This is a genomic window from Nonomuraea sp. B19D2 (genome assembly GCF_040137845.1).
Classification (GTDB): Bacteria; Actinomycetota; Actinomycetes; order Streptosporangiales; family Streptosporangiaceae; genus Nonomuraea.
Genome location: NZ_JBEFAK010000002.1, coordinates 292,532 through 316,365, shown reverse-complemented (window position 1 = coordinate 316,365; position 23,834 = coordinate 292,532). Strand labels below are relative to the sequence as shown.

At 68.9% G+C, this 23,834-nt stretch carries 25 protein-coding genes; 16 read left to right on the top strand and 9 right to left on the bottom strand.

Features of this window, described 5'->3' with window-relative positions; genetic code table 11:
* The first annotated feature begins 74 nt into the window (after positions 1–74).
* The 4 genes from ABN273_RS05120 to ABN273_RS05105 all read left to right on the top strand — a co-directional run bounded on the left by ABN273_RS05120 (position 75) and on the right by ABN273_RS05105 (position 6,304).
* Complete coding sequence (locus ABN273_RS05120; protein WP_349447457.1) at positions 75–563, top strand: RDD family protein; 489 nt, start codon at positions 75–77, stop codon at positions 561–563.
* 516 nt (positions 564–1,079) lie between these two features.
* A complete protein-coding gene (locus tag ABN273_RS05115) occupies positions 1,080–1,412 on the top strand; it encodes a histone-like nucleoid-structuring protein Lsr2 (RefSeq protein ID WP_090937978.1) in 333 nt (110 codons plus the stop codon).
* Positions 1,413–2,502: 1,090 nt separating this feature from the next.
* Positions 2,503–5,004 (top strand): ATP-dependent Clp protease ATP-binding subunit, encoded by a 2,502-nt coding sequence (locus ABN273_RS05110; RefSeq protein ID WP_349447456.1) that lies wholly within the window; start codon positions 2,503–2,505, stop codon positions 5,002–5,004.
* A gap of 361 nt (positions 5,005–5,365) precedes the next feature.
* Positions 5,366–6,304, top strand: a complete 939-nt coding sequence (locus ABN273_RS05105; protein ID WP_349447455.1) for a sugar phosphate isomerase/epimerase family protein — start codon at positions 5,366–5,368, stop codon at positions 6,302–6,304.
* A 112-nt stretch (positions 6,305–6,416) separates the two neighbouring features.
* Here ABN273_RS05105 and ABN273_RS05100 read toward each other — a convergent pair whose 3' ends face one another.
* Positions 6,417–7,292 carry an iron-sulfur binding domain-containing protein gene (locus ABN273_RS05100; RefSeq protein ID WP_349447454.1) on the bottom strand — a complete coding sequence of 292 codons (876 nt, stop codon included), beginning with the start codon at positions 7,290–7,292 and terminating at the stop codon, positions 6,417–6,419.
* Positions 7,293–7,371: 79 nt separating this feature from the next.
* Here ABN273_RS05100 and ABN273_RS05095 point away from each other — a divergent pair, with 79 nt between their 5' ends.
* The 4 genes from ABN273_RS05095 to ABN273_RS05080 all read left to right on the top strand — a co-directional run bounded on the left by ABN273_RS05095 (position 7,372) and on the right by ABN273_RS05080 (position 9,586).
* Entirely contained in the window at positions 7,372–8,061 is a 690-nt protein-coding gene (locus ABN273_RS05095) for a hypothetical protein (RefSeq protein ID WP_349447453.1), read from the top strand.
* A gap of 94 nt (positions 8,062–8,155) precedes the next feature.
* Positions 8,156–8,641 (top strand): hypothetical protein, encoded by a 486-nt coding sequence (locus ABN273_RS05090; RefSeq protein ID WP_502910949.1) that lies wholly within the window; start codon positions 8,156–8,158, stop codon positions 8,639–8,641.
* 5 nt (positions 8,642–8,646) lie between these two features.
* Positions 8,647–8,898, top strand: a complete 252-nt coding sequence (locus ABN273_RS05085; protein WP_349447712.1) for a DUF3817 domain-containing protein — start codon at positions 8,647–8,649, stop codon at positions 8,896–8,898.
* Entirely contained in the window at positions 8,885–9,586 is a 702-nt protein-coding gene (locus ABN273_RS05080) for an HD domain-containing protein (protein WP_349447451.1), read from the top strand. Before ABN273_RS05085 ends, ABN273_RS05080 begins: the two co-directional genes overlap by 14 nt.
* Before the next feature lie 72 nt (positions 9,587–9,658).
* Here ABN273_RS05080 and disA read toward each other — a convergent pair whose 3' ends face one another.
* The 5 genes from disA to ABN273_RS05055 form a co-directional block, all read right to left on the bottom strand.
* The gene (gene disA / locus ABN273_RS05075) at positions 9,659–10,735 is read right to left on the bottom strand and encodes a DNA integrity scanning diadenylate cyclase DisA (protein ID WP_349447450.1); all 1,077 of its coding nucleotides are present in this window, start codon (positions 10,733–10,735) and stop codon (positions 9,659–9,661) included.
* Between the two features lie 40 nt (positions 10,736–10,775).
* A complete protein-coding gene (radA, locus tag ABN273_RS05070) occupies positions 10,776–12,182 on the bottom strand; it encodes a DNA repair protein RadA (RefSeq protein WP_349447449.1) in 1,407 nt (468 codons plus the stop codon).
* Positions 12,183–12,267: 85 nt separating this feature from the next.
* Positions 12,268–12,573, bottom strand: a complete 306-nt coding sequence (gene trxA, locus ABN273_RS05065; protein WP_349447448.1) for a thioredoxin — start codon at positions 12,571–12,573, stop codon at positions 12,268–12,270.
* Positions 12,574–12,575: 2 nt separating this feature from the next.
* Entirely contained in the window at positions 12,576–12,944 is a 369-nt protein-coding gene (locus ABN273_RS05060) for a MerR family transcriptional regulator (RefSeq protein ID WP_349447447.1), read from the bottom strand.
* Positions 12,945–13,000: 56 nt separating this feature from the next.
* Complete coding sequence (locus tag ABN273_RS05055) at positions 13,001–13,699, bottom strand: class I SAM-dependent methyltransferase (protein ID WP_349447446.1); 699 nt, start codon at positions 13,697–13,699, stop codon at positions 13,001–13,003.
* Positions 13,700–13,783: 84 nt separating this feature from the next.
* Here ABN273_RS05055 and ABN273_RS05050 point away from each other — a divergent pair, with 84 nt between their 5' ends.
* The 7 genes from ABN273_RS05050 (at position 13,784) to ABN273_RS05020 (ending at position 20,517) form a co-directional block, all read left to right on the top strand.
* The gene (locus ABN273_RS05050; protein WP_349447445.1) at positions 13,784–14,593 is read left to right on the top strand and encodes a sugar phosphate isomerase/epimerase family protein; all 810 of its coding nucleotides are present in this window, start codon (positions 13,784–13,786) and stop codon (positions 14,591–14,593) included.
* Between the two features lie 2 nt (positions 14,594–14,595).
* The gene (locus tag ABN273_RS05045; protein ID WP_349447444.1) at positions 14,596–15,360 is read left to right on the top strand and encodes a class I SAM-dependent methyltransferase; all 765 of its coding nucleotides are present in this window, start codon (positions 14,596–14,598) and stop codon (positions 15,358–15,360) included.
* The gene (locus ABN273_RS05040) at positions 15,357–15,938 is read left to right on the top strand and encodes a TetR/AcrR family transcriptional regulator (protein WP_349447443.1); all 582 of its coding nucleotides are present in this window, start codon (positions 15,357–15,359) and stop codon (positions 15,936–15,938) included. Before ABN273_RS05045 ends, ABN273_RS05040 begins: the two co-directional genes overlap by 4 nt.
* A 138-nt stretch (positions 15,939–16,076) precedes the next feature.
* Complete coding sequence (locus ABN273_RS05035; protein ID WP_349447442.1) at positions 16,077–18,182, top strand: (Fe-S)-binding protein; 2,106 nt, start codon at positions 16,077–16,079, stop codon at positions 18,180–18,182.
* Positions 18,183–18,329: 147 nt separating this feature from the next.
* Entirely contained in the window at positions 18,330–19,133 is an 804-nt protein-coding gene (locus tag ABN273_RS05030; protein ID WP_349447711.1) for a hypothetical protein, read from the top strand.
* A complete protein-coding gene (locus tag ABN273_RS05025; RefSeq protein ID WP_349447441.1) occupies positions 19,130–20,197 on the top strand; it encodes a glycosyltransferase in 1,068 nt (355 codons plus the stop codon). The genes ABN273_RS05030 and ABN273_RS05025 overlap by 4 nt, the downstream gene beginning before the upstream one ends.
* Before the next feature lie 38 nt (positions 20,198–20,235).
* A complete protein-coding gene (locus ABN273_RS05020) occupies positions 20,236–20,517 on the top strand; it encodes a metal-sensitive transcriptional regulator (RefSeq protein ID WP_138670633.1) in 282 nt (93 codons plus the stop codon).
* 101 nt (positions 20,518–20,618) lie between these two features.
* On the opposite strand, the gene ABN273_RS05015 is transcribed toward ABN273_RS05020, so the two are convergent.
* Positions 20,619–20,780, bottom strand: coding sequence for a hypothetical protein (locus ABN273_RS05015; RefSeq protein WP_020540796.1), 162 nt, complete (start codon positions 20,778–20,780; stop codon positions 20,619–20,621).
* A 213-nt stretch (positions 20,781–20,993) separates the two neighbouring features.
* Positions 20,994–22,319 (bottom strand): hypothetical protein, encoded by a 1,326-nt coding sequence (locus ABN273_RS05010; RefSeq protein WP_349447440.1) that lies wholly within the window; start codon positions 22,317–22,319, stop codon positions 20,994–20,996.
* Positions 22,320–22,372: 53 nt separating this feature from the next.
* Here ABN273_RS05010 and ABN273_RS05005 point away from each other — a divergent pair, with 53 nt between their 5' ends.
* Positions 22,373–23,275, top strand: a complete 903-nt coding sequence (locus tag ABN273_RS05005; protein ID WP_349447439.1) for a DUF1349 domain-containing protein — start codon at positions 22,373–22,375, stop codon at positions 23,273–23,275.
* On the opposite strand, the gene ABN273_RS05000 is transcribed toward ABN273_RS05005, so the two are convergent.
* On the bottom strand, positions 23,247–23,768 hold the full coding sequence (locus ABN273_RS05000; protein ID WP_502910936.1) for a gamma carbonic anhydrase family protein: 522 nt from the start codon (positions 23,766–23,768) through the stop codon (positions 23,247–23,249). The genes ABN273_RS05005 and ABN273_RS05000 overlap by 29 nt on opposite strands.
* Positions 23,769–23,834: the final 66 nt, after the last annotated feature.

The following is a 23,834-nucleotide window of genomic DNA, read 5'->3' as shown; positions in this document are numbered from 1 at the left end:
GGCCCCTGTTTTATGTGCGGAGGGCGTACCAAAATGAGGGGACCTGGGCCGCTGACGACGCGAGGTGGGGGGTTATGGCCGGGTCACCGTCCTGGGCGGACGCGGTGCCCGCGGAATGGTGGGAACGGCTCGCCGCCCGAGCGATTGAAGCGCTCGTCTTCGGGGTGTTCTATTACATTCTGTTCATTGCGCTGTGGGGCATCTTCCGAACTGTCGGGATGCTGGAGGTGCTGGACGGCCGGCTGCCCGGTGTGCTCGCGTGGCTGGTCGCGGGGCTGGGTTATGCGGGCTACGACTGGTGGGCGCATTCCAGGCGCGGCAGGACGTTCGGGAAGGCGATCATGAGGATTCGCCTGGCGCCGGGCGACGTTCCGCCCCGGGCGCTGCTCAAACGGTCCCTGGTCTATCCGGGACCTGTCATGCTGATGGGCATTCCCGTGGTCAATCTGCTCGCCGGAATGCTCCTGTTCTGTGTGGGTTTGCTCATCTTGATCGACAAGCCCCTGGAACGGGGGCCGCACGACAGGCTGGCCGGAACGCACGTTGTAAAAGATCTTCGCTGAGCCATCCGCACCAGGCGGGATGCCAATTCTCAAAATTTTCCCTTGATCCGGTAAGGAGCCTGGAGAGACTGGCATTAGGCTATGGGGCATCCGGGTTGCCGGATGTCGGCGCCCCCCGACCCGTAGGGCATCTGTGCGCCGCTATGGTCGTGTCTGGGCGGTAGTCGCCTTGTGCGTCACGAGGGGCTCAGCGCTCCTCCTGGTCGCGCTCCCATCCGCATAATGCGCCCCCGAAACCCTGTCAGCCGTGGAGGCGAGGACGAATGGAAGCCCTAACAGAGGTATTGTCAGCGCTCATCCCCCCGCTCGTGGTGGGCGGCGCCTTCATCTTTGGCGTAGTGAAGTTGGTCCGATCCGAGGCCCTCGGAGGCCGCCGAAACCGTGAGGATCAGGTCGAGGAGCCAGAACTGACCGGCCGCTCAGCCGAATCCCCGCAGCGCTGAATTGTCTCCGCGCCTTTCCGGGTATATGTTTGGGCAGGCGAATGAAACAATGCTCCGCGAAAGGATTGCGTAGATGGCCAAGCAGATCCAGGAGATTCTCATCGATGACCTCGATGGGGGCGAGGCCAATGAGACGGTCAGCTTCGCTATTGACGGCTCGTCCTATGAGATTGACCTCAGCGACCTTAACGCGAAGAAGCTGAGGGACGCACTCACGCCTTTCGTGCAGCACGCGCGCAGGGCGGGCGCAGTCTCCACGCGTCGCCGCGGTCGCGGCGGCAGCCGGGCGATGAGCCGCGAGAAGAGCTCCGAGATCCGGCAGTGGGCCAAGGCCCACGGCCTGCCGGTCAGCGAGCGCGGCAGGATCGCCTCCACGGTCGTCGAGAAGTACGAGGCGGCTCACTGAGCGAGCCGCGTATCGACCATGCGCTTATGCCGTTCGCCTAGGACCCCGGCGGCCGCCATAAGCGCATGATCGTATCTGGGGCCGGTTCTCGAATGCCGCGTGCCCAGATGGCGATCTTCCCCCTCGCACATATGCGGGCGTTTTGGTCGTGTGTTCCGGTCCGTGTCCGGCACCGTTTCACCGGCGGGGCGCCCGCATATGTGGTTACACCCCGTGCTGCGCCCGGAAAGCCGGAGGGCGGCCATACCTCATTCAACGTACGTTCGCGTCCGTACGTCGCAAGTGGGCGCCACGCTCATGGAACGCGCCATCGCCGTAAATCACGGCTGCCTATAGCCTCAAGGCGATCTCCGGCCGCCGCCGCGCCTATAGCGTTGATCTCTCCGAACGTAAACCCGGGACCGCTACTGTAAGTAAACCCGCGACCGGCGGGATGGACGGCGCGGGGCAATACCGGCGCCTCGCGGGCTCCCCGGTGCCGGGTAAAACCCGCTAACCCGAGCATGGCTCGCACAAACCGCGTTCCCCCGGCATGTGGCGCACAATGCCCGGCCATCTCCAGTGCAGAAGTGCCCGCGAATGCGGCGCCCGTGAGCGGTTCGGTCTCATGATGCGAGATGCACTCGGTAACCGGCCTGACCAGATGGCAAGATTCTCTTGGTGTGCAGTGCGTGCCGCGTTGTGCTCACGGCGTAGCCCGGCCGTTTGGACGGGGGCCCCTCCCGTACATAGGATGATTAGGTAACGATACGGACGCGGCATCTGTGATGTGCGGGCGAAGGGGCGGGCCCCGACGCCTACTCCGTCCCGGCGCGTCCGATGGCCGATCCGTGTGGGTCCGCATGCGTCGCGAGGGGCAATTTCCGACGCTTCCGTGAAGCGTCTTAAACATCGTTCGCTTGCGGCGTATCGGGAACACGTCACCCCCGAACAGTAGTTGGATGGAGGGTGAACGCCCTGCTCTCGGGGAACGTCTCTGCTATAGAGCGTGTCAGCGGCAGTGGGCACGGTTCGCCGAGCCAGGGCTAGCATGCGGGATGACGGGACCGGATTTACCGGCCTGACTGACCGCTCTGTGAGGAGCGACGAGATGTTCGAGAGGTTCACCGACCGAGCGAGGCGTGTTGTCGTCTTGGCCCAGGAAGAGGCCAGGATGCTCAACCACAACTACATCGGCACTGAGCACATTCTTCTTGGCTTGATCCATGAAGGTGAGGGCGTGGCCGCCAAGGCTCTGGAGAGCCTGGGCATCAGCCTTGAGGGTGTGCGTCAGCAGGTCGAGGAGATCATCGGCCAGGGCCAGTCGGCTCCGTCGGGGCACATTCCGTTCACCCCGCGGGCCAAGAAGGTCCTCGAGCTGTCGCTCCGTGAGGCTTTGCAGCTGGGTCACAACTACATCGGCACCGAGCACATCCTGCTCGGGCTCATCCGCGAGGGTGAGGGTGTGGCCGCCCAGGTGCTGGTCAAGCTTGGAGCCGATCTCAACCGTGTCAGGCAGCAGGTCATCCAGTTGCTCCACGGTTACCAGGGCAAGGAGCCGGCCGCGGCGGGTGGTCCGCAGGAGTCGGCCCCCTCGACCTCCCTGGTGCTCGACCAGTTCGGCCGCAACCTGACCCAGGCGGCCCGCGAGGGCAAGCTGGATCCGGTCATCGGCCGCGAGAAGGAGATCGAGCGGGTCATGCAGGTCCTCTCCAGGAGGACCAAGAACAACCCGGTTCTGATCGGCGAGCCCGGCGTCGGCAAGACCGCCGTCGTCGAGGGCCTGTCGCAGAAGATCGTCAGGGGCGAGGTGCCCGAGACGCTGAAGGACAAGCAGCTCTACACGCTTGACCTCGGCGCGCTGGTCGCCGGCTCCCGCTACCGCGGTGACTTCGAGGAGCGCCTGAAGAAGGTGCTCAAGGAGATCCGCACGCGCGGCGACATCATCCTGTTCATCGACGAGCTGCACACGCTCGTCGGCGCGGGCGCCGCGGAGGGCGCGATCGACGCGGCCAGCATCCTCAAGCCCATGCTGGCGCGCGGCGAGCTGCAGACGATCGGCGCGACCACGCTCGACGAGTACCGCAAGTACCTCGAGAAGGACGCCGCGCTGGAGCGCCGCTTCCAGCCGATCCAGGTGGCCGAGCCCTCGCTCAGCCACACGATCGAGATCCTCAAGGGTCTGCGCGACCGCTACGAGGCGCACCACCGCGTGTCCATCACCGACGACGCGCTGGTGGCCGCCGCGCAGCTGGCCGACCGCTACATCAGCGACCGCTACCTTCCCGACAAGGCGATCGACCTCATCGACGAGGCCGGTTCGCGGATGCGCATCCGCAGGATGACCGCTCCGCCGGACCTGCGCGAATACGACGAGAAGATCGCCAACGTCCGCCGCGACAAGGAGTCCGCGATCGACGCGCAGGACTTCGAGAAGGCCGCTGCCCTCCGCGACCAGGAGAAGCAGCTGCAGCTCAAGCGCGAGCGGCGGGAGAAGGAGTGGAAGGCCGGCGACATGGACGTCGTGGCCGAGGTCACTCAGGAGCTCATCGCCGAGGTCCTGGCGACCGCCACCGGCATCCCGGTCTTCAAGCTGACCGAGGAGGAGTCGCAGCGCCTGCTCCGCATGGAGGACGAGCTCCACAAGCGGATCATCGGCCAGGACGACGCGATCAAGGGCCTGTCGCGGTCCATCCGGCGCACCCGCGCCGGTCTGAAGGACCCGCGCCGCCCCGGTGGCTCGTTCATCTTCGCGGGTCCCTCCGGTGTCGGTAAGACCGAGCTGTCGAAGGCTCTGGCGGAGTTCCTCTTCGGCGACGAAGACGCTCTGATCAGCCTGGACATGTCGGAGTTCATGGAGAAGCACACCGTCTCGCGGCTGTTCGGCTCGCCTCCCGGCTACGTCGGGTACGAGGAGGGCGGTCAGCTGACGGAGAAGGTGCGGCGCAAGCCGTTCTCCGTGGTCCTGTTCGACGAGATCGAGAAGGCCCACCCCGACATCTTCAACTCGCTGCTGCAGATCCTGGAGGACGGTCGCCTGACCGACGCCCAGGGCCGCGTGGTCGACTTCAAGAACACGGTCATCATCATGACCACCAACCTCGGCACCCGGGACATCTCCAAGGGCATCGGGGTCGGGTTCGCGAAGTCCAACGACGCCGACTCCAACTACGACCGGATGAAGTCCAAGGTGCAGGAGGAGCTCAAGCAGCACTTCCGGCCCGAGTTCCTCAACCGTGTCGACGACATCGTGGTCTTCCACCAGCTCACGCCGGCCGAGATCATCAAGATCGTGGATCTGATGCTCGCCCAGGTCGACTCCAGGCTGAAGGACCGCGACATGGGGCTCGAGGTCTCGCAGGAGGCCAAGCAGCTGCTGGCCGACCGGGGCTACGACCCGGTCATGGGCGCCCGTCCGCTGCGCCGTACGATCCAGCGCGAGCTCGAGGACGCGCTGTCGGAGAAGATCCTCTACGGCGAGCTCCGGCCGGGCCAGGTCGTCAAGGTGTCGACCGAGGGCGAAGGCGACAACGCCAAGTTCATCTTCAAGGGTGAGACCGCCTCCAAGGTCCCGGACTCGGCCGCCGCCATCGCCGCGCCGATCCAGCACTGACGGATCCCAGAAAGCCCCCGTGTGAGATGCCTCACACGGGGGCTTTCGCATGCCCGCCGGTGGCGTCGAGGTTCGTCGCGCCCGCCCGGACGGGGGACCGTGCACTCCGGTCGTTGCGTAATTGTTGAGGTACCAGGTGTACGCCACCACCGCGAGTAGTACTACACTGCGTAGAGCTTCGCCAGTCTCATCCAAGCGACTCACAAGAGCGTGTTCCTAGGCTGAGGCCTGCTCCCTGGGGAGTAGTGCGGAATCAACTCAGGGCGGACGCGCGGCCCACCACCGAGCAGGCATGCTCGCAAGGGCCGGCACGTCCGCGGGCGGGCGACGGAACACCAAGAGCAAGCCGTGGAGGAAACCGATGCGCCTGCGTCACGATGACGGAACGCTCGTTCACCTCGCCTACAACGCAGGCGTCCACCCCGCTGAGGACCTGGAGAACCTGATCGCCCACCTGACCCGTTACGCGGTCCCGGTGCGCAAGCGGCTGGGCGTGGAGCGGATGGGCATCGGGCTGTGGCTCTCGCCGAGCGTCGCCGACCACCTGACGGCCGACCGCATCGAGCTCGTCCGGCTGCGCCGTTCCCTGGAGGAGCGCGGCCTGGAGGTCGTGAGCCTCAACGGCACCGGCGGTCGCAACCAGGAGGTCCCCGGCCCCGACTGGGCCAAGCCCGAGCGCTACCGCTACACCATGGCCCTGGCCAAGGTCCTGGCGTTCCTGCTGCCGGACGACGTGCGGTTCGGGAGCATCTCGACGATCCCGATCGGGTGGCGCCGCGACTGGCCCGCCGACCTGCACGCGATCGCCACCCGCCGCCTCGAGCGGCTGGCGCGCGAGCTGCGTGGCATCTACAGCGTGACCGGCAAGACGATCAGGGTCGGGTTCGAGCCGTGGCCCGGATGCGTGCTGGAGACGACCGAGCAGGCGCTCGAGCGGGTGTGCGGCATCGACTCCGAGCACCTGGGCGTGTGCCTGGACGCCTGCCACCTCGCCTGCGGCGCCGAGGAGCCCGGTGCGGCACTGAAGGGGCTGGCCGAGGCCGGCGCGCCGGTGGTCAAGCTGGGGCACGTGCACAACCACACGGGGGAGACGCCGAGCACGGGGGCCGTGCTGCACGACACGCTGACGGCGATGCTGTCGGGGGCGGTCAGCGGGAGCGCCCACATCGAGGTCGAGACGCACAACCTGACCGTGCCCGGGCGCGCCAAGGGGCCGGGGGCGCTGGTGTCGCTGCTGGCCGACGAGCTGGACTGGGCCCGTACGAACCTCACCAGCCTGGGCCTCCAGCTGGCCGCCTGACCCTCCCGGCGGCGCCCAAAGGCACGGAGCGAACCGCGCCCTCGCGGGTCGGGTAGCCGGAAGGACCGCGCCACCGTGCGTCAGGCAGCCGGGAAAACCGTGCCCGCCCCGCTCAGGCGTGGGGGAGGCGGTACGTGCCGTCGTCCAGGTGCTCGGCCAGGCCGTCGGCGATCAGGCCGTCCAGGGCGCGCTCGCGTTGCACCGCGTCGTCCCACACCACGTCCAGCGCGGCCTTGGGAACCGGGCCGTGGGCCGCCCGCAGCACCTCCAGGAGGCGGCCGCGGCACTGGCGGTCGGTGCCCGCGTACGTCTGGCCCTTGCGCGCGGGGCCGGTGTGCGGCGGCTTGCCCGCCAGCCGCCAGGCGCACAGGTGATTGATCGGGCAGTCGGCACAGCGCGGCGCGCGGGCCGTGCAGACGAGTGCTCCGAGCTCCATCACGGCCACGCCCCAGCGGGCCGCGCCCAGCTCGGGCAGGAGGGCCTCGGCGAGCCGCCGCTCCGCCGCTGAGGTGGCCGTGGGAGGGTACTCCTCGGCGCGTACGGCCCTGGCGAAGACCCGCCGGACGTTGGTGTCCAGGACGGCGTGGCGGCCGCCGTACGCGAAGCTGGCGACCGCGGCGGCGGTGTACTCGCCGATGCCGGGCAGCGCCAGCAGCGTCGCGTGGTCGGAGGGCACCTCGCCCCCGTGCTCGTCGCTGATGGCTCTCGCGCAGGCGTGCAGCCGGAGTGCTCTGCGCGGGTAGCCGAGCCGGCCCCAGTGGCGCACGGCCTCGCCCGGCTGCTCGGCGGCCAGCGCCTTGGGGGTGGGCCAGCGGGCCATCCAGTCGTGCCAGACGGGCAGGACGCGTACGACCGGGGTCTGCTGGAGCATGATCTCGCTCACCAGTACGCCCCACGGGGTCGCGTCGGCGGCGCGCCACGGGAGGTCTCGGGCGTTGTCCTCGTACCAGTCCAGAACGGGGGCGTGTAGGAGGTTCGACTCAACCACGCGGTCAAGCGTATTCGGAGAATGCGGCCTTCGGCGTGTCGTCACTCTTCGTAGCTGTCACGGGAACCATCCTTTGCGTATGGACCCGGATACTGTGCGTGGCGACGGCGGTGACGTTTACTGGCGGCGCCGGATGAGCCTCCTCGTGGCGGTGCTCGTCGTGGTGGCCGTCGTGGCATGGGCATGCTCCAGCGGGGGCAGCGGGCCGGAACGTGCGTCCAGCGCGCAGACGTCACCGAGTGCTACCCCGGTCGTCGATCCGCTGCTGGCGGGGCTCCGTACGCTCGCGATGGGCACGGCCAGCTCGACGCCGACCCCGTCCACCACCCCCACGGCCACCCCCACGGCCACCCCGGCGGCGCTCCCCAAGCGTCCCGGCGAGCCCTGTGCCAAGGAGGACCTGGTGCTCAGCCTCCAGGGAGGCAAGGAGGAGATCTACTCGGGCGGCACCCAGCCCAGGTTCATGGTGACGCTGGTGAACATCGGCCCCGTGATGTGCACGGCCGACGTCGGACCGCGCGCCATGGAGATCCGCATCACCTCGGGGGAGGACCGCATCTGGTCCACCGCGGACTGCGTCAGCGGGGTGGGCTCGGAGGTCAAGAAACTGCAGCGCGGGGTGCCCTACGTGCGGTCTCTGGAATGGGACCGCCACCGCTCCAGCACCGACTGCCGCGCCACCCCGGCCACCGCGCTGCCGGGGACGTACGTGGTCACGGTGCACATGGGCGAACTCCGCACTCCCAAGGGCGTCTTCCACCTCCGCTGAGCTTGCGGCTCGTCCATGCGCTCACCCCGACCTTCAACCTGACTGAAGCTTTCGTTAAGCTTCAGTCAACCTGAAGGTTGGAGGAAGAGGCATGCTGGAACATGTCCTGCTGTCGGTGCACGTGCTCGCCGCCATCGTGTTCGTGGGCGGCTCCGCCGTGGCCACGAGCCTGTTTCCCCGGTACGCGCCGGTCGCCACCGCTGTTCCCGCCGCCACCGCGGACCCAGCCGCGGCTGCGTCCGATCCGGATGTGCGCAACCGGTCCGTGGCAGTCGCACTCCACCGCGTCACCGGCGGGTACGCCCTCTTCGGCCTGATCGTCCCCGTAGCCGGGATGATCCTGGCCGGTGTGCAGGGCCGGATGGGCGAGATCTGGATCACCATTTCCGTGATCCTCACCGCTGCCGCGGGCGTGCTGCTCGCCACGCAGATCTACCCAGGTCAGCGTGATGCGCTCGGCCGTCCCGACGACGGCCGGAGACTGCGCCGGCTCTCCATGCTCAGCGGCATCTACAACCTGGTCTGGGCGATCGTCGTCGTCATGATGATCGTGCGGCCCGGCTACGGTACGCAGGCGTGAGCGGCATGCGTCTGCTGCGAATCGCGGCCGCCGTCGAGGCCGCCTCCCTGGCGGTCCTGCTCGGCAATCTGCTCACCCTCCACGCCAAGGCGGTCACGACGTTCGCCGGTCCGCTGCACGGCTGCGCCTATGTCGTCGTCATCGTGGCCACCTGGCTGGTCCCGTCCGCCCCCCGATGGCCGGCCTTCATCCCGGGCATCGGCGGCCTGCTCGTCCTGCGCGCCCGGACCCTCCCCGTGACCGATGACCCGCAGTGAGGACGACGTGATGGACATCTACTGGGGCCTGCCCTTCCCCTGGACCGAGCTGACGCTGAAGGCGACGCTCCTCGCCCGGGGCATCGAGCAACCGGCGATCTTCAACCACAGCATGCGCACTTATCTCTACGGACGTTTCCTCGGTGAGCAGCAGGGCCTGCGGCCCGGCGCGGACTACGACGACGAGCTGCTGTTCCTCGGCTGCGTGCTGCACGACGCCGGGCTCAGCGAGAAGGGCAACGGCGATCAGCGCTTCGACCTCGACGGCGCGGACCTGGCTGCTGACTGGCTGACCGAGCAGGGGTTGCCGTCCGAAAAGGTGGAGGTCGTGTGGGACGCGATCGCCCTGCATCTCCACTATGAGATCGCCATCCGGAAGCGGCCCGAGATCGCGCTGGTCACGGCCGGCGCCGGATACGACCTCGGGCCGACCGGACCCGCCCTTCCGGACGGCTACGCCGATCGCATCCATGCCGTGTTGCCGCGCCTGCACGCCGCCGCCGTGCTCCACGACGAGATCGTCGGGCAGGCGCTCGACAAGCCGCAGAAGGCGCCGCCGTTCAGCATGTCGGGCGAGTTGGTCCGTCAGGTCACCCGGGAGTCCTGGCCGACCTGGAAGGAGCTGTTTCAGACCGCCGGCTGGAAGGACTATGACGGCTACGACGCGGAAGGTGGAGGCGCTGTCTGAGTCGTCGCATCCGCGTAGCGGCCCATTGCGAAGGCATTGCCGACCGGCCCCGGGACCGTGGCCGGTCGCGTCCTAGACGTAGCGTTCCAGGATGGAGGACTCGGCCAGGCGGGACAGGCCCTCTCGGACGCTGCGGGCGCGGGACTCCCCGACTCCCCCCACCGCCTGCAGGTCGTCGATGCTCGCCGCCAGCAGCTTCTGCAGCCCACCGAAATGGTTCACCAGGCGCTCCACCACCGTGGCCGGCAGGCGGGGGACCTTGGCCAGGAGGCGGAAGCCTCGGGGGCTGACCGGGCTGTCCAGTTTGTCGGTGCCGTTGTGGCCGAGAACGTGGGCGACGGCCGAGAGGTCGAGCAGTTCGCTGGCCGACAGCTTGTCCAGGTCGTGCATCGCGTCGATCAGGCGCCGCTGGCGGCGGCCGGAGGGCGCCGGGAGGTAGTCGCGGATGACCAGCTCGCGCTCCGAGTCGACCCCGGCCACCAGCTCGTCCAGCTGCAGGGACAGCAGGCGGCCGTCGGTGCCGAGCTCGACCACGTAGCCCTTGATCTCGTCGGCGATCCTGCGGACCATCTCGAGGCGCTGGGCGACCGCGGACACGTCTCTGACCGTGACGAGGTCCTCGATCTCCAGGGCCGAGAGGGTGCCCGAGACCTCGTCGAGGCGGTGTTTGTAGCGCTCGAGGGTGGCCAGGGCCTGGTTGGCCTTGGACAGGATGGCCGCCGACTCCTCCAGGACGTAGCGGATGCCGTCGAGGTAGAGGGCGATGATGCGCATCGACTTGCTGATGGCGATGATCGGCAGGCCGGTCTGCCTGGCCACGCGCTGGGCGGTGCGGTGGCGGGTGCCGGACTCGTCGGTGGGGATGGACGGGTCGGGCACGAGGTGCACGGCGGCGCGTACGATCTTGTGGTCGTCGCTCACCACGATGGCGCCGTCCATCTTGGCCAGCTCGCGCAGCCTGGTGGCCGAGAAGTCGACGTCGAGCTCGAAACCGCCGCTGCAGACCTCTTCGACGACCCTGTTGTAGCCGAGCACGATCAACCCGCCGGTCTGCCCGCGCAGGATCCGTTCCAGGCCGTCGCGTAGAGGTGTGCCCGGGGCCACCGCGGCCAGGGCTTCGCGTCGGCGGTCGTCCAGACTCCTATCCACATGACCCCCGTGTCGATCGGTCACGCCCAGCTTAGCGGCGCTATGTCACGTGTGTGAGGGCGTCCCAGACGTTCTCTGCCTGCACCACCTCGAACCCCGGTGCGAACGCCACCGGCCCCACCGGCACCAATGCCCGCTGTCCTGTGCGCCTGCGGCCGCCTTCTTCCAGGGATCCGGCAGGTACGAGTGCCCGCTTGAAACCGAGCCTGGCGGCCTCCGTCAGCCTCCTGCGTACGTCCTTGACCGGCCGTAGCTCGCCCGCCAGCCCCACCTCGCCGAGCGCCACCAGCCCGGAAGGCAGGGGTTTGTCCCCGGCGGCGCTGGCGACGGCCAGCATGACCGACAGGTCCACGGCAGGGTCGGCCAGCTTGATGCCGCCCACGGTGGCGGTGAACACGTCGCAGCCGCCCAGCCGGGCGTTGAGCCGGCGCTCCAGGACGGCGAGGATCATCTGCACGCGGTATGTGTCGAGGCCCGACGACGTGCGCCTGGGCTGCTGGGCCTCGGTGCGGGCGACCAGGGCCTGGACCTCGGCGGGGAGCGGGCGCGTGCCCTCCACGGTGACGGTGACGCAGGTGCCGGGCACCGGCTCGCTGCGCCGGGAGACGAACAGCCCGCTCGGGTCGGTGATGCCCTCGATGCCCCGCTCGTGCAGGTCGAAGCAGCCGACCTCGTCGGTGGGCCCGAACCGGTTTTTGATCGCGCGCACCATGCGCAGCCTGGAGTGGCGGTCGCCCTCGAAGTTGAGCACGACGTCGACCAGGTGCTCCAGCGTGCGCGGGCCCGCGATCGAGCCCTCCTTGGTGACGTGGCCGACGAGCACGGTGGCCATGTTGCGCTCCTTGGCCAGGCGGACCAGGTTGGCCGCCACCTCGCGGACCTGCGTCACCCCGCCCGGCACGCCGGTGGCCTGCGCGGAGCCGACCGTCTGCACCGAGTCGACCACCAGCAGCTTGGGCTGGACCTTCTCCACATGGCTGACCACGGCCGACAGTTCGGTCTCCGCGGCGAGGTAGAGGTGGTCGCGGATCGCGCCGATGCGGTCGGCGCGCAGCCGCACCTGGGCCGCCGACTCCTCGCCCGTGACGTAGAGGACCGTCTCGCGCTCGGCGATGCGGGCCGCGGCCTCCAGCAGGAGCGTGGACTTGCCGATGCCCGGCTCGCCGGCCAGCAGCACGACCGCCCCAGGCACCAGGCCGCCGCCGAGCACCCGGTCGAGCTCGCCGACACCGGTCGTGCGCGCGGCCGCCACCTCGGCCTTGACCTGCCCGATCGGCACGGCGGGCGCGGTGGTGGCGCCTGCCTGGACGACGTTGACGCCGGCGCGCGCCCCCTCCTCGTCGACCGTGCCCCACGCCTGGCACTCGCCGCACCTGCCCACCCATTTCGTGGTGCGCCACCCGCACTCGGCGCAGCGGTATCCGGGCTTCTGGGCTGTCTTGGCCATGCGGAGCAGGCTAGCGGCATGTGCCGACAATCTTCGAGGGGTACGGCCCGCGTCACGCCGCCATCTCGCGGCACACGCCGAAGGATTACGCCAGGCCCAGCTCCGCGACGAGCATGCGCTTGGGCTTGGCACCGACGACCTGCTTGACCGGCTCGCCGTTCTCGAACAGCAGCAGCGTCGGGATGCCCATCACGCCGTAACGGGCCATGATCTCCGGGTTCTCGTCGGTGTTGAGCTTGCCGATGGTCAGCCCGTGCTCCGCCTCGATCTGGTCCAGCACCGGAGCCACCATGCGGCACGGCCCGCACCATTCCGCCCAGAAGTCGACCAGCACCGGCTTGTCGCTCTTGAGCACCTGCTCCTCGAAGTTCTCCGTGGTCAGCGTGATCATGTCTATCCCCTTACGAAGCAACCTGGGCATGACTGCGCGAGCTGGGCGGCCACCTCGGCGCGGCGGGCGAGCAGGACGCGGATCTCCTCGTCGATCTCGTTGAGCTTGCGCTCGTAGACCTCGACCGACTCCGCGCACGAACCCCCCGTGCTGTGCCCGCGGCGCAGGCAGTCGACGAACGGCCGCGTGTCCTCCAGCGTGAACCCCACCTTGAGCAGCGCCCGGATCTCGGACACCAGCTTGACGTCGTCCTCGCTGTAGTCACGGTAGCCGTTGGCCGTGCGACGGGCTCTGAGCAGGCCGTGCTGCTCGTAGTACCGGAGCGAGCGGGTGCTTACTCCAGTGCGGTCCGCCAGCTCTCCGATGCGCATGCCACCACGGTAAACGTTGACACCGACGTCAATGTCAAGGCGTCCGTAGTAAGGCGTCAGTAGTAACGCCAGCGCAGCACGTTCGGGTAGGCGAGCTCGAGGCCCGGCGTCTCGGCGATGGCCTGCTCGGCCACCTCGGGCGCGAACTCGATGCGCAGCACCGCCTCCAGGTCCGCCCGCCGCTCGAAGGCCATCCTGAGGTCGAGCGGCCGCCGCTGCCACCCCTGGCGGACCCAGAACGACTCGACCTCCTGAGCGGAGTACGTCGGCACCGTGCGCGAGAACCAGCGGCCGAACGACCCGCGCGTGGCGTCGAGGTCGAGAACGAAGGCCGCGCCGCCGCGGCGTACCACGCGGGACAGCTCGCGCAGGCCCGGCTCGCAGCCGGGACCGAAGAAGTACGCCCAGCGCGCGATGGCCACGTCCACGCTCGCGTCGGGGAGCGGAAGGTCCTGGGCCGCGGCGGCGTGCACGGTCACGTTGGCCAGCGCGGCGCAGCGGCGGCGGGCGAGCACGGCGAGGTCCCCGTGCGGCTCCACCCCGATCACCGTGTTCGCCGTGGCGGAGAGCGCGGGCAGGTGGTACCCGGTGCCGCAGCCGATGTCGAGCACCGTGCCGCCGTCCCAGGGACGCAGCGCGCGCATCGCCGTGTCGGCCGCGCCTTCGGGATCGACGGCGCGGTTCTCCAGCTCGTAGATCTGGGGCGTGTTCCAGATGTTCGGGCTGGGGATCGCACCTTTCGCTATCCGTGGCATGCCCCAAAGTTAAGACACCCGCTGGGCGCGGCTCACCAAAGGGGCTTTCGCGCCAGATCGGCTCCACCGGCTTAGGCTGGCAGCGTGGCTGATGTCATCCGCGTGCCCAATGCGAAGATCGCATTGTCCACCGCCTCGGTATATCCGGAACGCACTCCTGACGCGTTCGAGCTGGCCGCGCGCCTCGGCTACGACGGCGTGGAGATCATGGTGGGCGCCGACCCGGTGAGCCAGGACATCGACGTGATAGAGCGGCTCTCTGAGCACTATCAGGTCCCCGTCCTGGCCATTCACGCGCCCTGCCTGCTGGTCACCCAGCGGGTCTGGGGCCGCGACCCCTGGGCCAAGCTGGTCAAGGCCCGAAAGGCGGCCGAACGCCTGGGCGCCTCGACGGTCGTGGTCCATCCGCCCTTCCGCTGGCAGCGTGAGTACGCCAGGGAGTTCGAGACGGGGCTGGCCAGGATGCGCGACGAGACCAATGTCACGTTCGCGGTCGAGAACATGTTCCCGCTCAGGGCCAGGGGCAACGACGTGGTGCCCTACGCGCCCGACTGGAACCCGATCGACTACGACTTCCCCCAGATCACGCTCGACCTGTCGCACACGGCGGTGTCGGGCTCCGACGCCATGGAGATGGCCGTCAAGCTCGGCGACAGGCTGGCCCACGTGCACCTGGCCGACGGCATCGGCGTCACGAACAAGGACGAGCACCTCGTGCCCGGCAGGGGCAACCAGCCGTGCGCCCCGCTGCTGGAGCGCCTGGCCGGCACCGGCTACTCGGGGCTGGTGGTGCTGGAGATCAACACGCGCAAGGCGGCCAGCCGCACGGAGCGGATCGACGACCTGGCGGAGGGGCTCGCCTTCGCGCGGCTGCACCTGGCGGCCTCCTCATGAACATGGGGCCGATCAAGGATCTGGGCAGGGTGTTCGACCGGGTGGCCGACGCGTACGACGCGGGCAGGCCCGGCTACCCCGACGAGGTGTACCGCGCGCTGAGCGAGGTGTCCGGCGTCGAGCTCGACGGCGCCACCACGGTGGACGTCGGCGCGGGCACCGGCATCATGACGCGCGCGCTCAGGGCGCGCGGCTCCCACGTCATCGCGGTCGACCCGGGCGCGGAGATGCTCGCCCGCCTGGTCTCGCGCTCGGAGAGCGGCCTGCCCGCCGTCGCGGCCGTGCTGGCGGACGGCAACGCGCTTCCGCTGGCCGACGGCGTGGCCGACCTGGTGACGTACGCGCAGTCGTGGCACTGGCTCGACCCGGTGGCGTCGATCACGGAGGCCCGGCGGGTGCTGCGGCCCGAGGGGGCCATCGTGGGCTGCTGGAACTTCAACCACGCGGCCCAGGCCGACTGGCTGGCCGCCTACGAGGCCCGCCTGGCGGAGGCCGTGCCCACCTACTACGGCCCCGCGGTCGAGCAGTGGTCGGCGCCGCCCATCGCCTCGGCCTTCGACGTGCTCGAGGAGCGCTGGATCCCCTGGACCAGGCTGGTCGGCATCGAGGACTTCCTGCTCGACCTGCGCTCACACTCCTACATGGCGGCGCTCTCGCCGGAGCCCGCCGACGAGCTGGTCGAGCGGCAGCGCGTGGAGCTGCGCAGGGAGTTCCCCGAGGGCATGCTGCCCGTGCCGATGCGGGTCTACCTGGCGGTGGGCAGGTGAGCAACAAGCGCAGGCCCGGGCGCAGGCCGGGGTCGGCCGACACGCGTGGGGAGATCCTCACCGCGGCTAGGAAGGTGTTCGCGGAGAAGGGGTTCGACAAGGCCACCGTGCGTGCCATCGCCCGCGCGGCCGAGGTCGATCCCGCCCTCGTGCACCACTACTTCGACACCAAGGAAGGCATGTTCGCGGCGGCCATGCAGCTGCCGATCACTCCCGACCAGATCATCCCGACGCTGATCGAGGGCCCGCGCGAGGAGATCGGCGAGCGGCTCGTACGCCTGATACTCCAGGTCACCGCCGCGCCGGAGACGCGCGAGCCGATGGTGGCCCTGATCCGCTCGGCCATGACCAACGAGCAGGCGGCCACGATGTTCCGCGAGTTCATCTCCAACGCGCTGCTCTTCCAGGTGGCCAACCGGCTCGGCGTGCCGCACCTGCGGATCGAGGCGGCGTTCGCGCAGATGTACGGTGTGATCATGGGCCGTTACGTGATCAAGCTGGAGCCGCTGGCGAGCGCCAGTCACGACGAGCTCGCGGAGCTGCTCGCACCGACGATCCAGAGGTACCTCGTCGGCTAGAGCATTGTTCTGCATACACCGGTGACCTTAGGGTATGTCGCATATTCCGGGAATATTACCCACGGGTAGGATTCCCGGGAGATGCCGGCGAAGCGGGTGACCGTACGCTGACAGCCAACGTCGTCTGTGGGAGGACCCGTGCTCTGGGTAGCCATCATCGGACTTTTGATGACCGTCCTGGCGGTGGCCGTCGCCGGCCGCAGGGTGCTGTTCCTGTTCAAGCTCGCGACCGTGGGGCCGCCCGCGCCCGAGCGGATCGAGTACGCCAGGACCCATGCCAAGGACGAGGCCAAGGCGCAGCTCGTCGAGGTGTTCGGGCAGAAGAAGCTGCTGAAGTGGACGCCGTCGGGCACTGCGCACTTCTTCGTCATGTGGGCGTTCTTCATCCTGCTGACCGTCTACATCGAGGCGTACGGTGCGATCGTCCAGGGCGCGATCACCGGCACGCCCGACTTCCACATCCCGCTGATCGGCACCTGGGGCGTGCTCGGCTTCCTGCAGGACTTCATTGCGGTCGCGTGCGTGCTCGGCCTGATCGCGTTCGCCGCGATCCGGATCAAGAACTCGCCCAAGACGCTCGGCCGCACCTCCCGCTTCTCCGGCTCGCACCTGGGCGGCGCGTGGCTCGTCCTGTTCATGATCTTCAACATCATCTGGACGCTGTTCCTCGCCCGTGGCGCGTCGGCCGCCAACGGCAACTTCCCCTACTCCTCCGGGGCGTTCGTCTCGCTGGCGCTGGGCGACGCGCTGCCGCAGAGCGCGCTGCTCGAGGAGATCGCGCTGCTGCTGCACATCGGCTTCATGCTGGTGTTCCTGGTCATCGTGGTGCACTCCAAGCACCTGCACATCTTCACCGCGCCGCTCAACGTGCTGTTCTCGCGCCGCCCCGACGGCCTGGGCGGCGCGCCCGAGATGCGCGTGGACGGCAAGACCGTCGACTTCGAGGACGAGGACCTCGATCCGGAGAGGCTCGGCCGCGGCAAGATCGCCGACACCACGTGGAAGGGCTTCCTGGACTTCTACTCCTGTACGGAGTGCGGCCGCTGCCAGTCGCAGTGCCCGGCGTGGAACACCGACAAGCCGCTGTCGCCGAAGATGCTCATCCTCGACCAGCGTGACCACGCCTTCAAGGTGGCCCCGTACCTGCTGGCGGCCCAGCAGGGCGTCGAGCACAAGGACACTGACGTGCTGGCGCTGCTGGAGAAGCCGCTGGTCGGCGAGGACGGCGTGATCCACCCCGACGTGCTCTGGTCGTGCACCAACTGTGGCGCCTGCGTCGAGCAGTGCCCGGTGGACATCGAGCACATCGACCACATCCTCGACATGCGCCGCTACCAGGTGATGGTGGAGTCGTCGTTCCCGTCCGAGGCGGGAGTGATGGTGAAGAACCTGGAGAACAAGGGCAACCCGTGGGGCATGTCCGAGATGAAGCGGGCCGACTGGATCGAGGAGCTCGACTTCGAGGTCGAGGTCGTCGACGAGAAGATGCCCGAGGACGCCGAGTACCTGTTCTGGGTGGGCTGCGCGGGCGCGCTCGAGGACCGGGCCAAGAAGACCACCAAGGCCGTGGCGGAGCTGCTGCACATCGCCGGCGTGAAGTTCGCGGTGCTCGGCCCGATGGAGGCGTGCACCGGCGACCCGGCCCGCCGCCTGGGCATGGAGTACCTGTTCAACATGCTGGCCCAGCAGAACATCGAGACGCTCAACGAGGCCGGCGTCAAGAAGATCGTCGCCACCTGCCCCCACTGCTTCAACACCCTGGCCAACGAGTACCCGCAGCTGGGCGGCACGTACGAGGTCGTGCACCACACGCAGCTGCTGTCGAAGCTGGTGGACGAGGGCCTGCTCACCCCGATCACGCCGATCGAGGAGAAGATCACCTACCACGACCCGTGCTTCCTCGGCCGCCACAACAAGGTCTACTCCCAGCCCCGCGACATCATGTCCAAGGTGCCCGGCGTGCAGACCCAGGAGATGCACCGGCACAAGGACCGCGGCTTCTGCTGCGGCGCGGGCGGCGCGCGCATGTGGATGGAGGAGCGCATCGGCAAGCGCATCAACACCGAGCGCGTGGACGAGGCCCTCACCACCAACCCCGACACCGTCTCCACCGCCTGCCCGTTCTGCATGGTGATGCTCGGCGACGCGATCAACGAGAAGAAGAACAACGGCGAGGCCAAGGAGTCGCTCGAAGTCGTGGACGTGGCCCAGCTGTTGATCAAGTCGGTCAAAGGCGCTTCCTGACCGTTAGCCGTCAGACTCCCTCACCGTTGAAGTGGGGGAGTCTCGCACGTCAGAGAAGCAAGTGTCCGTAATCTGGGATCCACATAACGGGAAAATCACGGTAACCTCAACGTCGCATGGCTCTATTCGACGGGGAGGGGGCTCGTGATGGGCGTCGTCGTCACGGACGCCGAAGTCACCTTGGCCGACGTCCTCGCCCTCCGGCTCGCCATTGACACACCACTGGAAGACGGCACCGAGCTCGTGCTCAGGCATCGCACCACGGGGGTGGAACGCGACGTGCGACTCGGCACGCCAGGCGCACGGGCCCGCGAGGCCACGCTCGCGGTCTCGCTCGCGCCGCTGGAGCTCACCGCCGGCCGCTGGGACGCCTACCTGCGTCGCGGCGGCAAGCGCAGCAGGCTGCGCAGCGTCGACCCCGGATTCTCGCTCGACCACCTCGACGCGTACGCCCTGTGCAGGCGGACCCTCGCCTACCGCTCGTACCGCACGCGCAACGGCTACCTGGCGCTGAAGATCTCCGACGCCGAGCCGGTGGCCGAGGTGCGCGCGATCTGGTTCAGGGAGGGGCGGTTCGAGGTGACGGGCCTGCTGGCGTACACGGGCCTCGAGGACGACGACTCCCGCCACGAGGCCATGATGACCCTGGACCGCAGGCAGACGAACGCGCGGATCCGCGCCACGGCCACTGTGCAGGGCGTGCGGTTCCACGCCGCCGTGTCACTCGTGGACGTGGTGGCGGCCGATCCCGACGCCGGGGCGGGCTCGGGCACCTGGGAGCCCGCGCTGGAGGTCGAGGGCGTGTCCACGCCGCTCAAGCTGGGCGCGCGGCTCGACGACGTCGACGGCAAGAGACGACGGTTGCACTATCCCTCGGCCACCGTGGACGGCGTGCCCATCAAGCCCTGCTACACGGCCGACGACGAGCTGCGGATCGAGGTCGGCGGATGAAGGTCAGCCTGGTCCTCGCCTCCGCGTACGCCATGCGGGGCGACGTGCGCGCCACGCTGAACCTCGCCACCGCCCTGTCCGAGCGGCACGACGTCGAGGTGATCAGCGTCCGGCGGCAGAAGGAGAAGCCGTTCTTCCCCGTCGGGCCCAAGGTGAGCATGCGCAGCGTGATCGACGCCAGGCCGGGCGTCAGGCACCTGTTCCCGCGCGGGCAGGTGCGCACCGAGGTGGCGCTGTGGCGGTTGCTGCGCAACCTCAAGTCCGACGTGCTGATCACCACCAGGCCGGGGCTCGGCGTGCAGGCCGCCAGGCACGCCCCGCGCGAGACCCTGAAGATCGCCAGGGAGTGGGGCAGGCCGGTCGTGCCGGGTCCGGTGAAACGCCTCTATCCACGCCTGGACGCCGTCGTGACGGCCACGGAGTCGGCCGGCGAGGAGTGGAGCAAGCTGCTCACCGACGGGCCCGTCGTGCACCCCGTGCTGGACGCGCTGCCCAGCGGCCCGTGGCCGCGCTCGCGCATGGACAACAGGATCGTGGCGGCCGGCGGGCGGTGGGTGCCGGTCAAGGCGTACGACCGGCTGATCAAGGCGTTCGCGATCGTGGCGGACAAGCGGCCCGACTGGCGGCTGCGGCTGTACGGCGGCGGCCCGGAGGAGCGGCGGCTGCGCGCGCTGGTGCGCGACCTCAACCTGCACAACCACGTCTACTTCATGGGCACGACGTCCGACCTGGCGGGCGAGTTCGCCAAGGCGTCGATCGTGGCCACCACCTCGCGCACCGAGGACCTCGGCATGGCGGTGCTCGAGGCCATGGGCTGCGGGGTGCCCGTGGTGGCCTTCGAAGGGGCCAGGGGGCCGCAGGAGTTCGTGGCGACGGGCTACAACGGCGTGCTGGTGCCCGAGACCGAGGACGAGCTGCAGCTGTTCGCGGCGGCCCTGCTGGCGCTGATCGACGACGAGCGCAGGCGGCGCTCCCTCGCGGCGGGCGCGCTGGACACCGCGGTGCGCCACGCGGCCGGCGAGGTGGCCGAGCAGTGGGAGAAGCTGATCAACGACCTCCGCTGAACGCTGACCCCGGTACCCGTTCCGGGTACCGTAGAAGCATGCATGGGTACAGCGGAGACAAGCAGGCTTATCTGACGCGTCTCAGGCGCATCGAGGGTCAGATCAGGGGCCTGCAGCGCATGGTCGATGACGATGCCTACTGCATCGACGTGCTCACCCAGGTCTCCGCGGCCACGCGGGCGCTCCAGGCGGTGGCGCTGGGGCTGCTGGAGGAGCACATCTCCCACTGCGTGGCGGACGCGATCAACAGTGGCGGGCCGGAGGCCGACGCGAAGGTCAAGGAGGCCTCGGCGGCCATCGCGCGCCTCGTCCGCTCTTAGTCCTCCTTCAGAAGGACACGGTTCGGCGCGGTTGACTAGTTATAGGAAACCCCGGAAACCTGCTAACTAGGTCCCCGGGGCTAGTAATCGTGATTGATCCTTCAGCGGCTCGCTGAAGTCCGCAATCCGAGCGCGTCGTCGAGTTCGTCCAAGGTCAGCCGCCGCTCGCTGACAGCCACGGCCGTGAGCACCTCGGCGTAGAGCGCAATCTCGTCCAACGCGACACGGTCGTGGACCCGAGAGTCCAGGTCGTCGTGCCCCACCGCGTCGTCCTTCCTTCCGCAGCCCACACCCTCTACGAGGTTACGGCGATGCCCCTTCCGGCGACATGGCCCATCGGAGTCATTCCTTTCCGATCCTCGGGGGCCCCGGTGGAGTCATTTCCCCAATCCGAGATCACAATTCGGAGAATGACCGGTGATCAACGCGATGGAACGATATAGGCGGAGTAAGGGTGAAATAACAGCATTTGTGGTTTAGGTGTGGTCTGTGTGGTTGTCGTCGCGTTCGTGGACCACTCTGCGTACGAGTGCCGTCTGCCCGGCCAGCCCGCTCTGCGGCACCTTGGCCCCCGTCAGCCTGCCCCATGCGAGGCCGGTGGCGTACGCGGCACCGAGCACCGCCGCCGTGCTCGCCCGGTCGGGCGGCGCCACCTCCAGCGCGGGCGCGGGCTTGGTCAGCACCCTGCCCGGCACGGGGAAGCCCTCGGGCTCGGTCGACTCGCTCGCGGAGGTGCCGGTGAGCCCGGCGCGGTCCAGCTCCTCGTACGCGCGCCTGAGCCGATGGTCGAGCCGGGCCGGCAGCGCCCCCTTGGAGTCGGACAGGTCGGCCAGGAACGTGGCGGCGGCCATGGGCGGATCGGGCATGAAGGCGAGCGCCTCCACCAGGTCGTAGACGGTGTGTGAGAAGTGCGCCGCCGGATCGTTCTCGACGAGCAGGGCCCGGCACAGCCGCCGCGGGCAACGCTCCAGCCACGCCTCGCGCAGCGCCTCGGCGTCCTTGAGAGGGTCGTCCAGGCCCGGCAGGCGCAGCATGGGCTCGACCATCGTGAGCAGCGCCAGCGCGCGCGGCCTGAAGCGGGTGTCGGACATCAGGATCTGCGCCGTGTCCGCCATGACGGCGGCGAGCCTCAGCGCGGCACGCGGGTGGCCGGCCCGGTGCCGCTCGGACACAAGCGTCACGAGGTCGAGCAGCGGCGGTGCCGGCAACCAGCGCACCCACTCGTCGCCGGGCAGCGAGCGGCGCAGGTATTCGCCGAACACGGTGATCAGCCGCTCGTTGCCGTCGAACGCGGGCGCGTACGCGCACCACATGATCGTGCCCCAGATGGCCGCCACCGTGCTCGGCACGTCGGAGGCGAAGATCTCGTCGAAGGCCGTCAGCGGGTAGTCCAGCTCCGACTTGCGCCCGCTGGCCCGCAGCAGCACCCTGAGCCGCTCGGTGAGGTCCTCCGACACGTCAGGGCCGACGAACGCCTGGGTGGAGCCCGGCTCGGCGTGGAAGTCGGGCCCGTGCGGGATCACCTCGCCGGGCAGCACCGCCGCCGGATGCTGGACCTGCCGCGGCCGTACGCCCCTCGGAGGCGGCGCGAGGTGCCAGCGGCCGTCGGCCGGGTCGTGCAGGTGCCAGCGCGCGTGCGCGCCGAAGAGCCACCTGTCGCCATCTGGGGTCACAAGAATTCTGGCGGCCAGCACGTGGGCACGATCGGCCACGGAAAGCCCCTGCCAGCGTGGGTCCGCGACCATGGCACGGACCTCCGCCTCGGCGGAGGTGAACGCATCCCAGGCTCGCACGGGCGTCATCGTACTTGGCCGGTTCCGATCATCCACCGGCATTTCACGGCAGAATGTCTGCTATGAGGGCGAAGGTAGCGGGGGTACTGACGGTCGTCGGCGCGCTCTCCGCTTGCGGCACGACCACGTCCGCGCAGCCGTCCCTGACCGGGCCGGGCGTGCTCACGCTGGACAAGGCCCAGTCTCCGGCGCCCGGCGGCGAGGTGGGCGAGGCCTCGACGGAGTTCCAGGACGCCGCGGACATGTCGATGTGGGCCAAGCTGAGCGACACGGAGAAGGACGTCGACAGGATCGCCAAGCTCGACGTGAACAAGACCGTGAAGGGCTCGCTCTACCTCGAGCCCAGGACCTCCGCCTGGTTCGACGGCTTCCGTGGCCCCTTCGTCTACCAGGAGCTGGCGGGGGACATCCTCATGCACGCCCGGGTCAAGGTCGAGGGCAAGAAGGGCGGGCAGCCCAAGCGGAAGTTCTCGCTCGGCGGCCTGATGGCCCGCCGGCCCGGCTCGTACGCCAAGCCCAACTGGGTGTCGGTCACCACCGGCACGGCCGAGGAGAGCGGCCAGGTCGAGGTGAAGTACACCCAGGACGGCAGCTCCAAACCCGCCGAGCTGGCCGTCAAGGACGGCTGGGTGGACCTTGCGCTCGGCCGGGTGGGCCGCGCCTTCGTCGCCCTCTACAGGGAGGACGGCGGCAAGTGGAAGGTCGGCCGGCGCTGGCCGTCCGACCTCCCCGACGTGCTCCAATGGGGCGTCACCGCCTATACCGACTGGGACAGCTACAACTTGCTGAAGAAGGACGCGACCAAGGCCAACGCCAAGCAGATCAAGGGTGTGCCCGACGTGAAGCTGACCGTGGACTTCGTCCGGTTCCTCCGGCCGGAGCTGCCCGAGTACGCCGACCCGCTCAACACCGCATCGGTGTCGGACGAGGTCCTGATCAAAGCAATGACGCCTGCCGGTGCCTGAGCGCCTTGGCCATGTAGTTGTCCGGCGTGCGGGCGAAGGAAGCCCGGTCATCGTCGGTGAGCTCGCGTACGATCTTCCCGGGCACGCCGGCGACCAGCACGCCGGACGGGATCTTCTTGCCCGGGCCGACGAGCGCTCCGGCCGCCACCAGCGTGCCCGCGCCGATGCGGGCGCCGCCCAGCACGATCGCGCCGATGCCGATCAGCGCGCCCGACTCCACATGGGCGCCGTGGACCATGGCCTTGTGGCCCAGGCTGACGCGATTCTCCAGGATCGCGGGCTCGCCCGGATCGGCGTGCAGGCAGCACAGATCCTGTACGTTGCACTCTTCGCCGACCTCTATCCGCTCATCGTCCCCTCGGAGAACGGAGCCGTACCAGATGCTGGACGCCCGCCCCACGCGCACGCTGCCGACCACGACGGCGCCAGGGGCTATGTACGCCTCGTGGTGTATGTCCGGGACTGCACCGTTATCCAATGCTGCAATGTACATCCGAGACATCGTAATTCCAGGTCCGGCTGTGGCGTTCCGGTTGCGGACGTGGGCAGATGGCAGGAA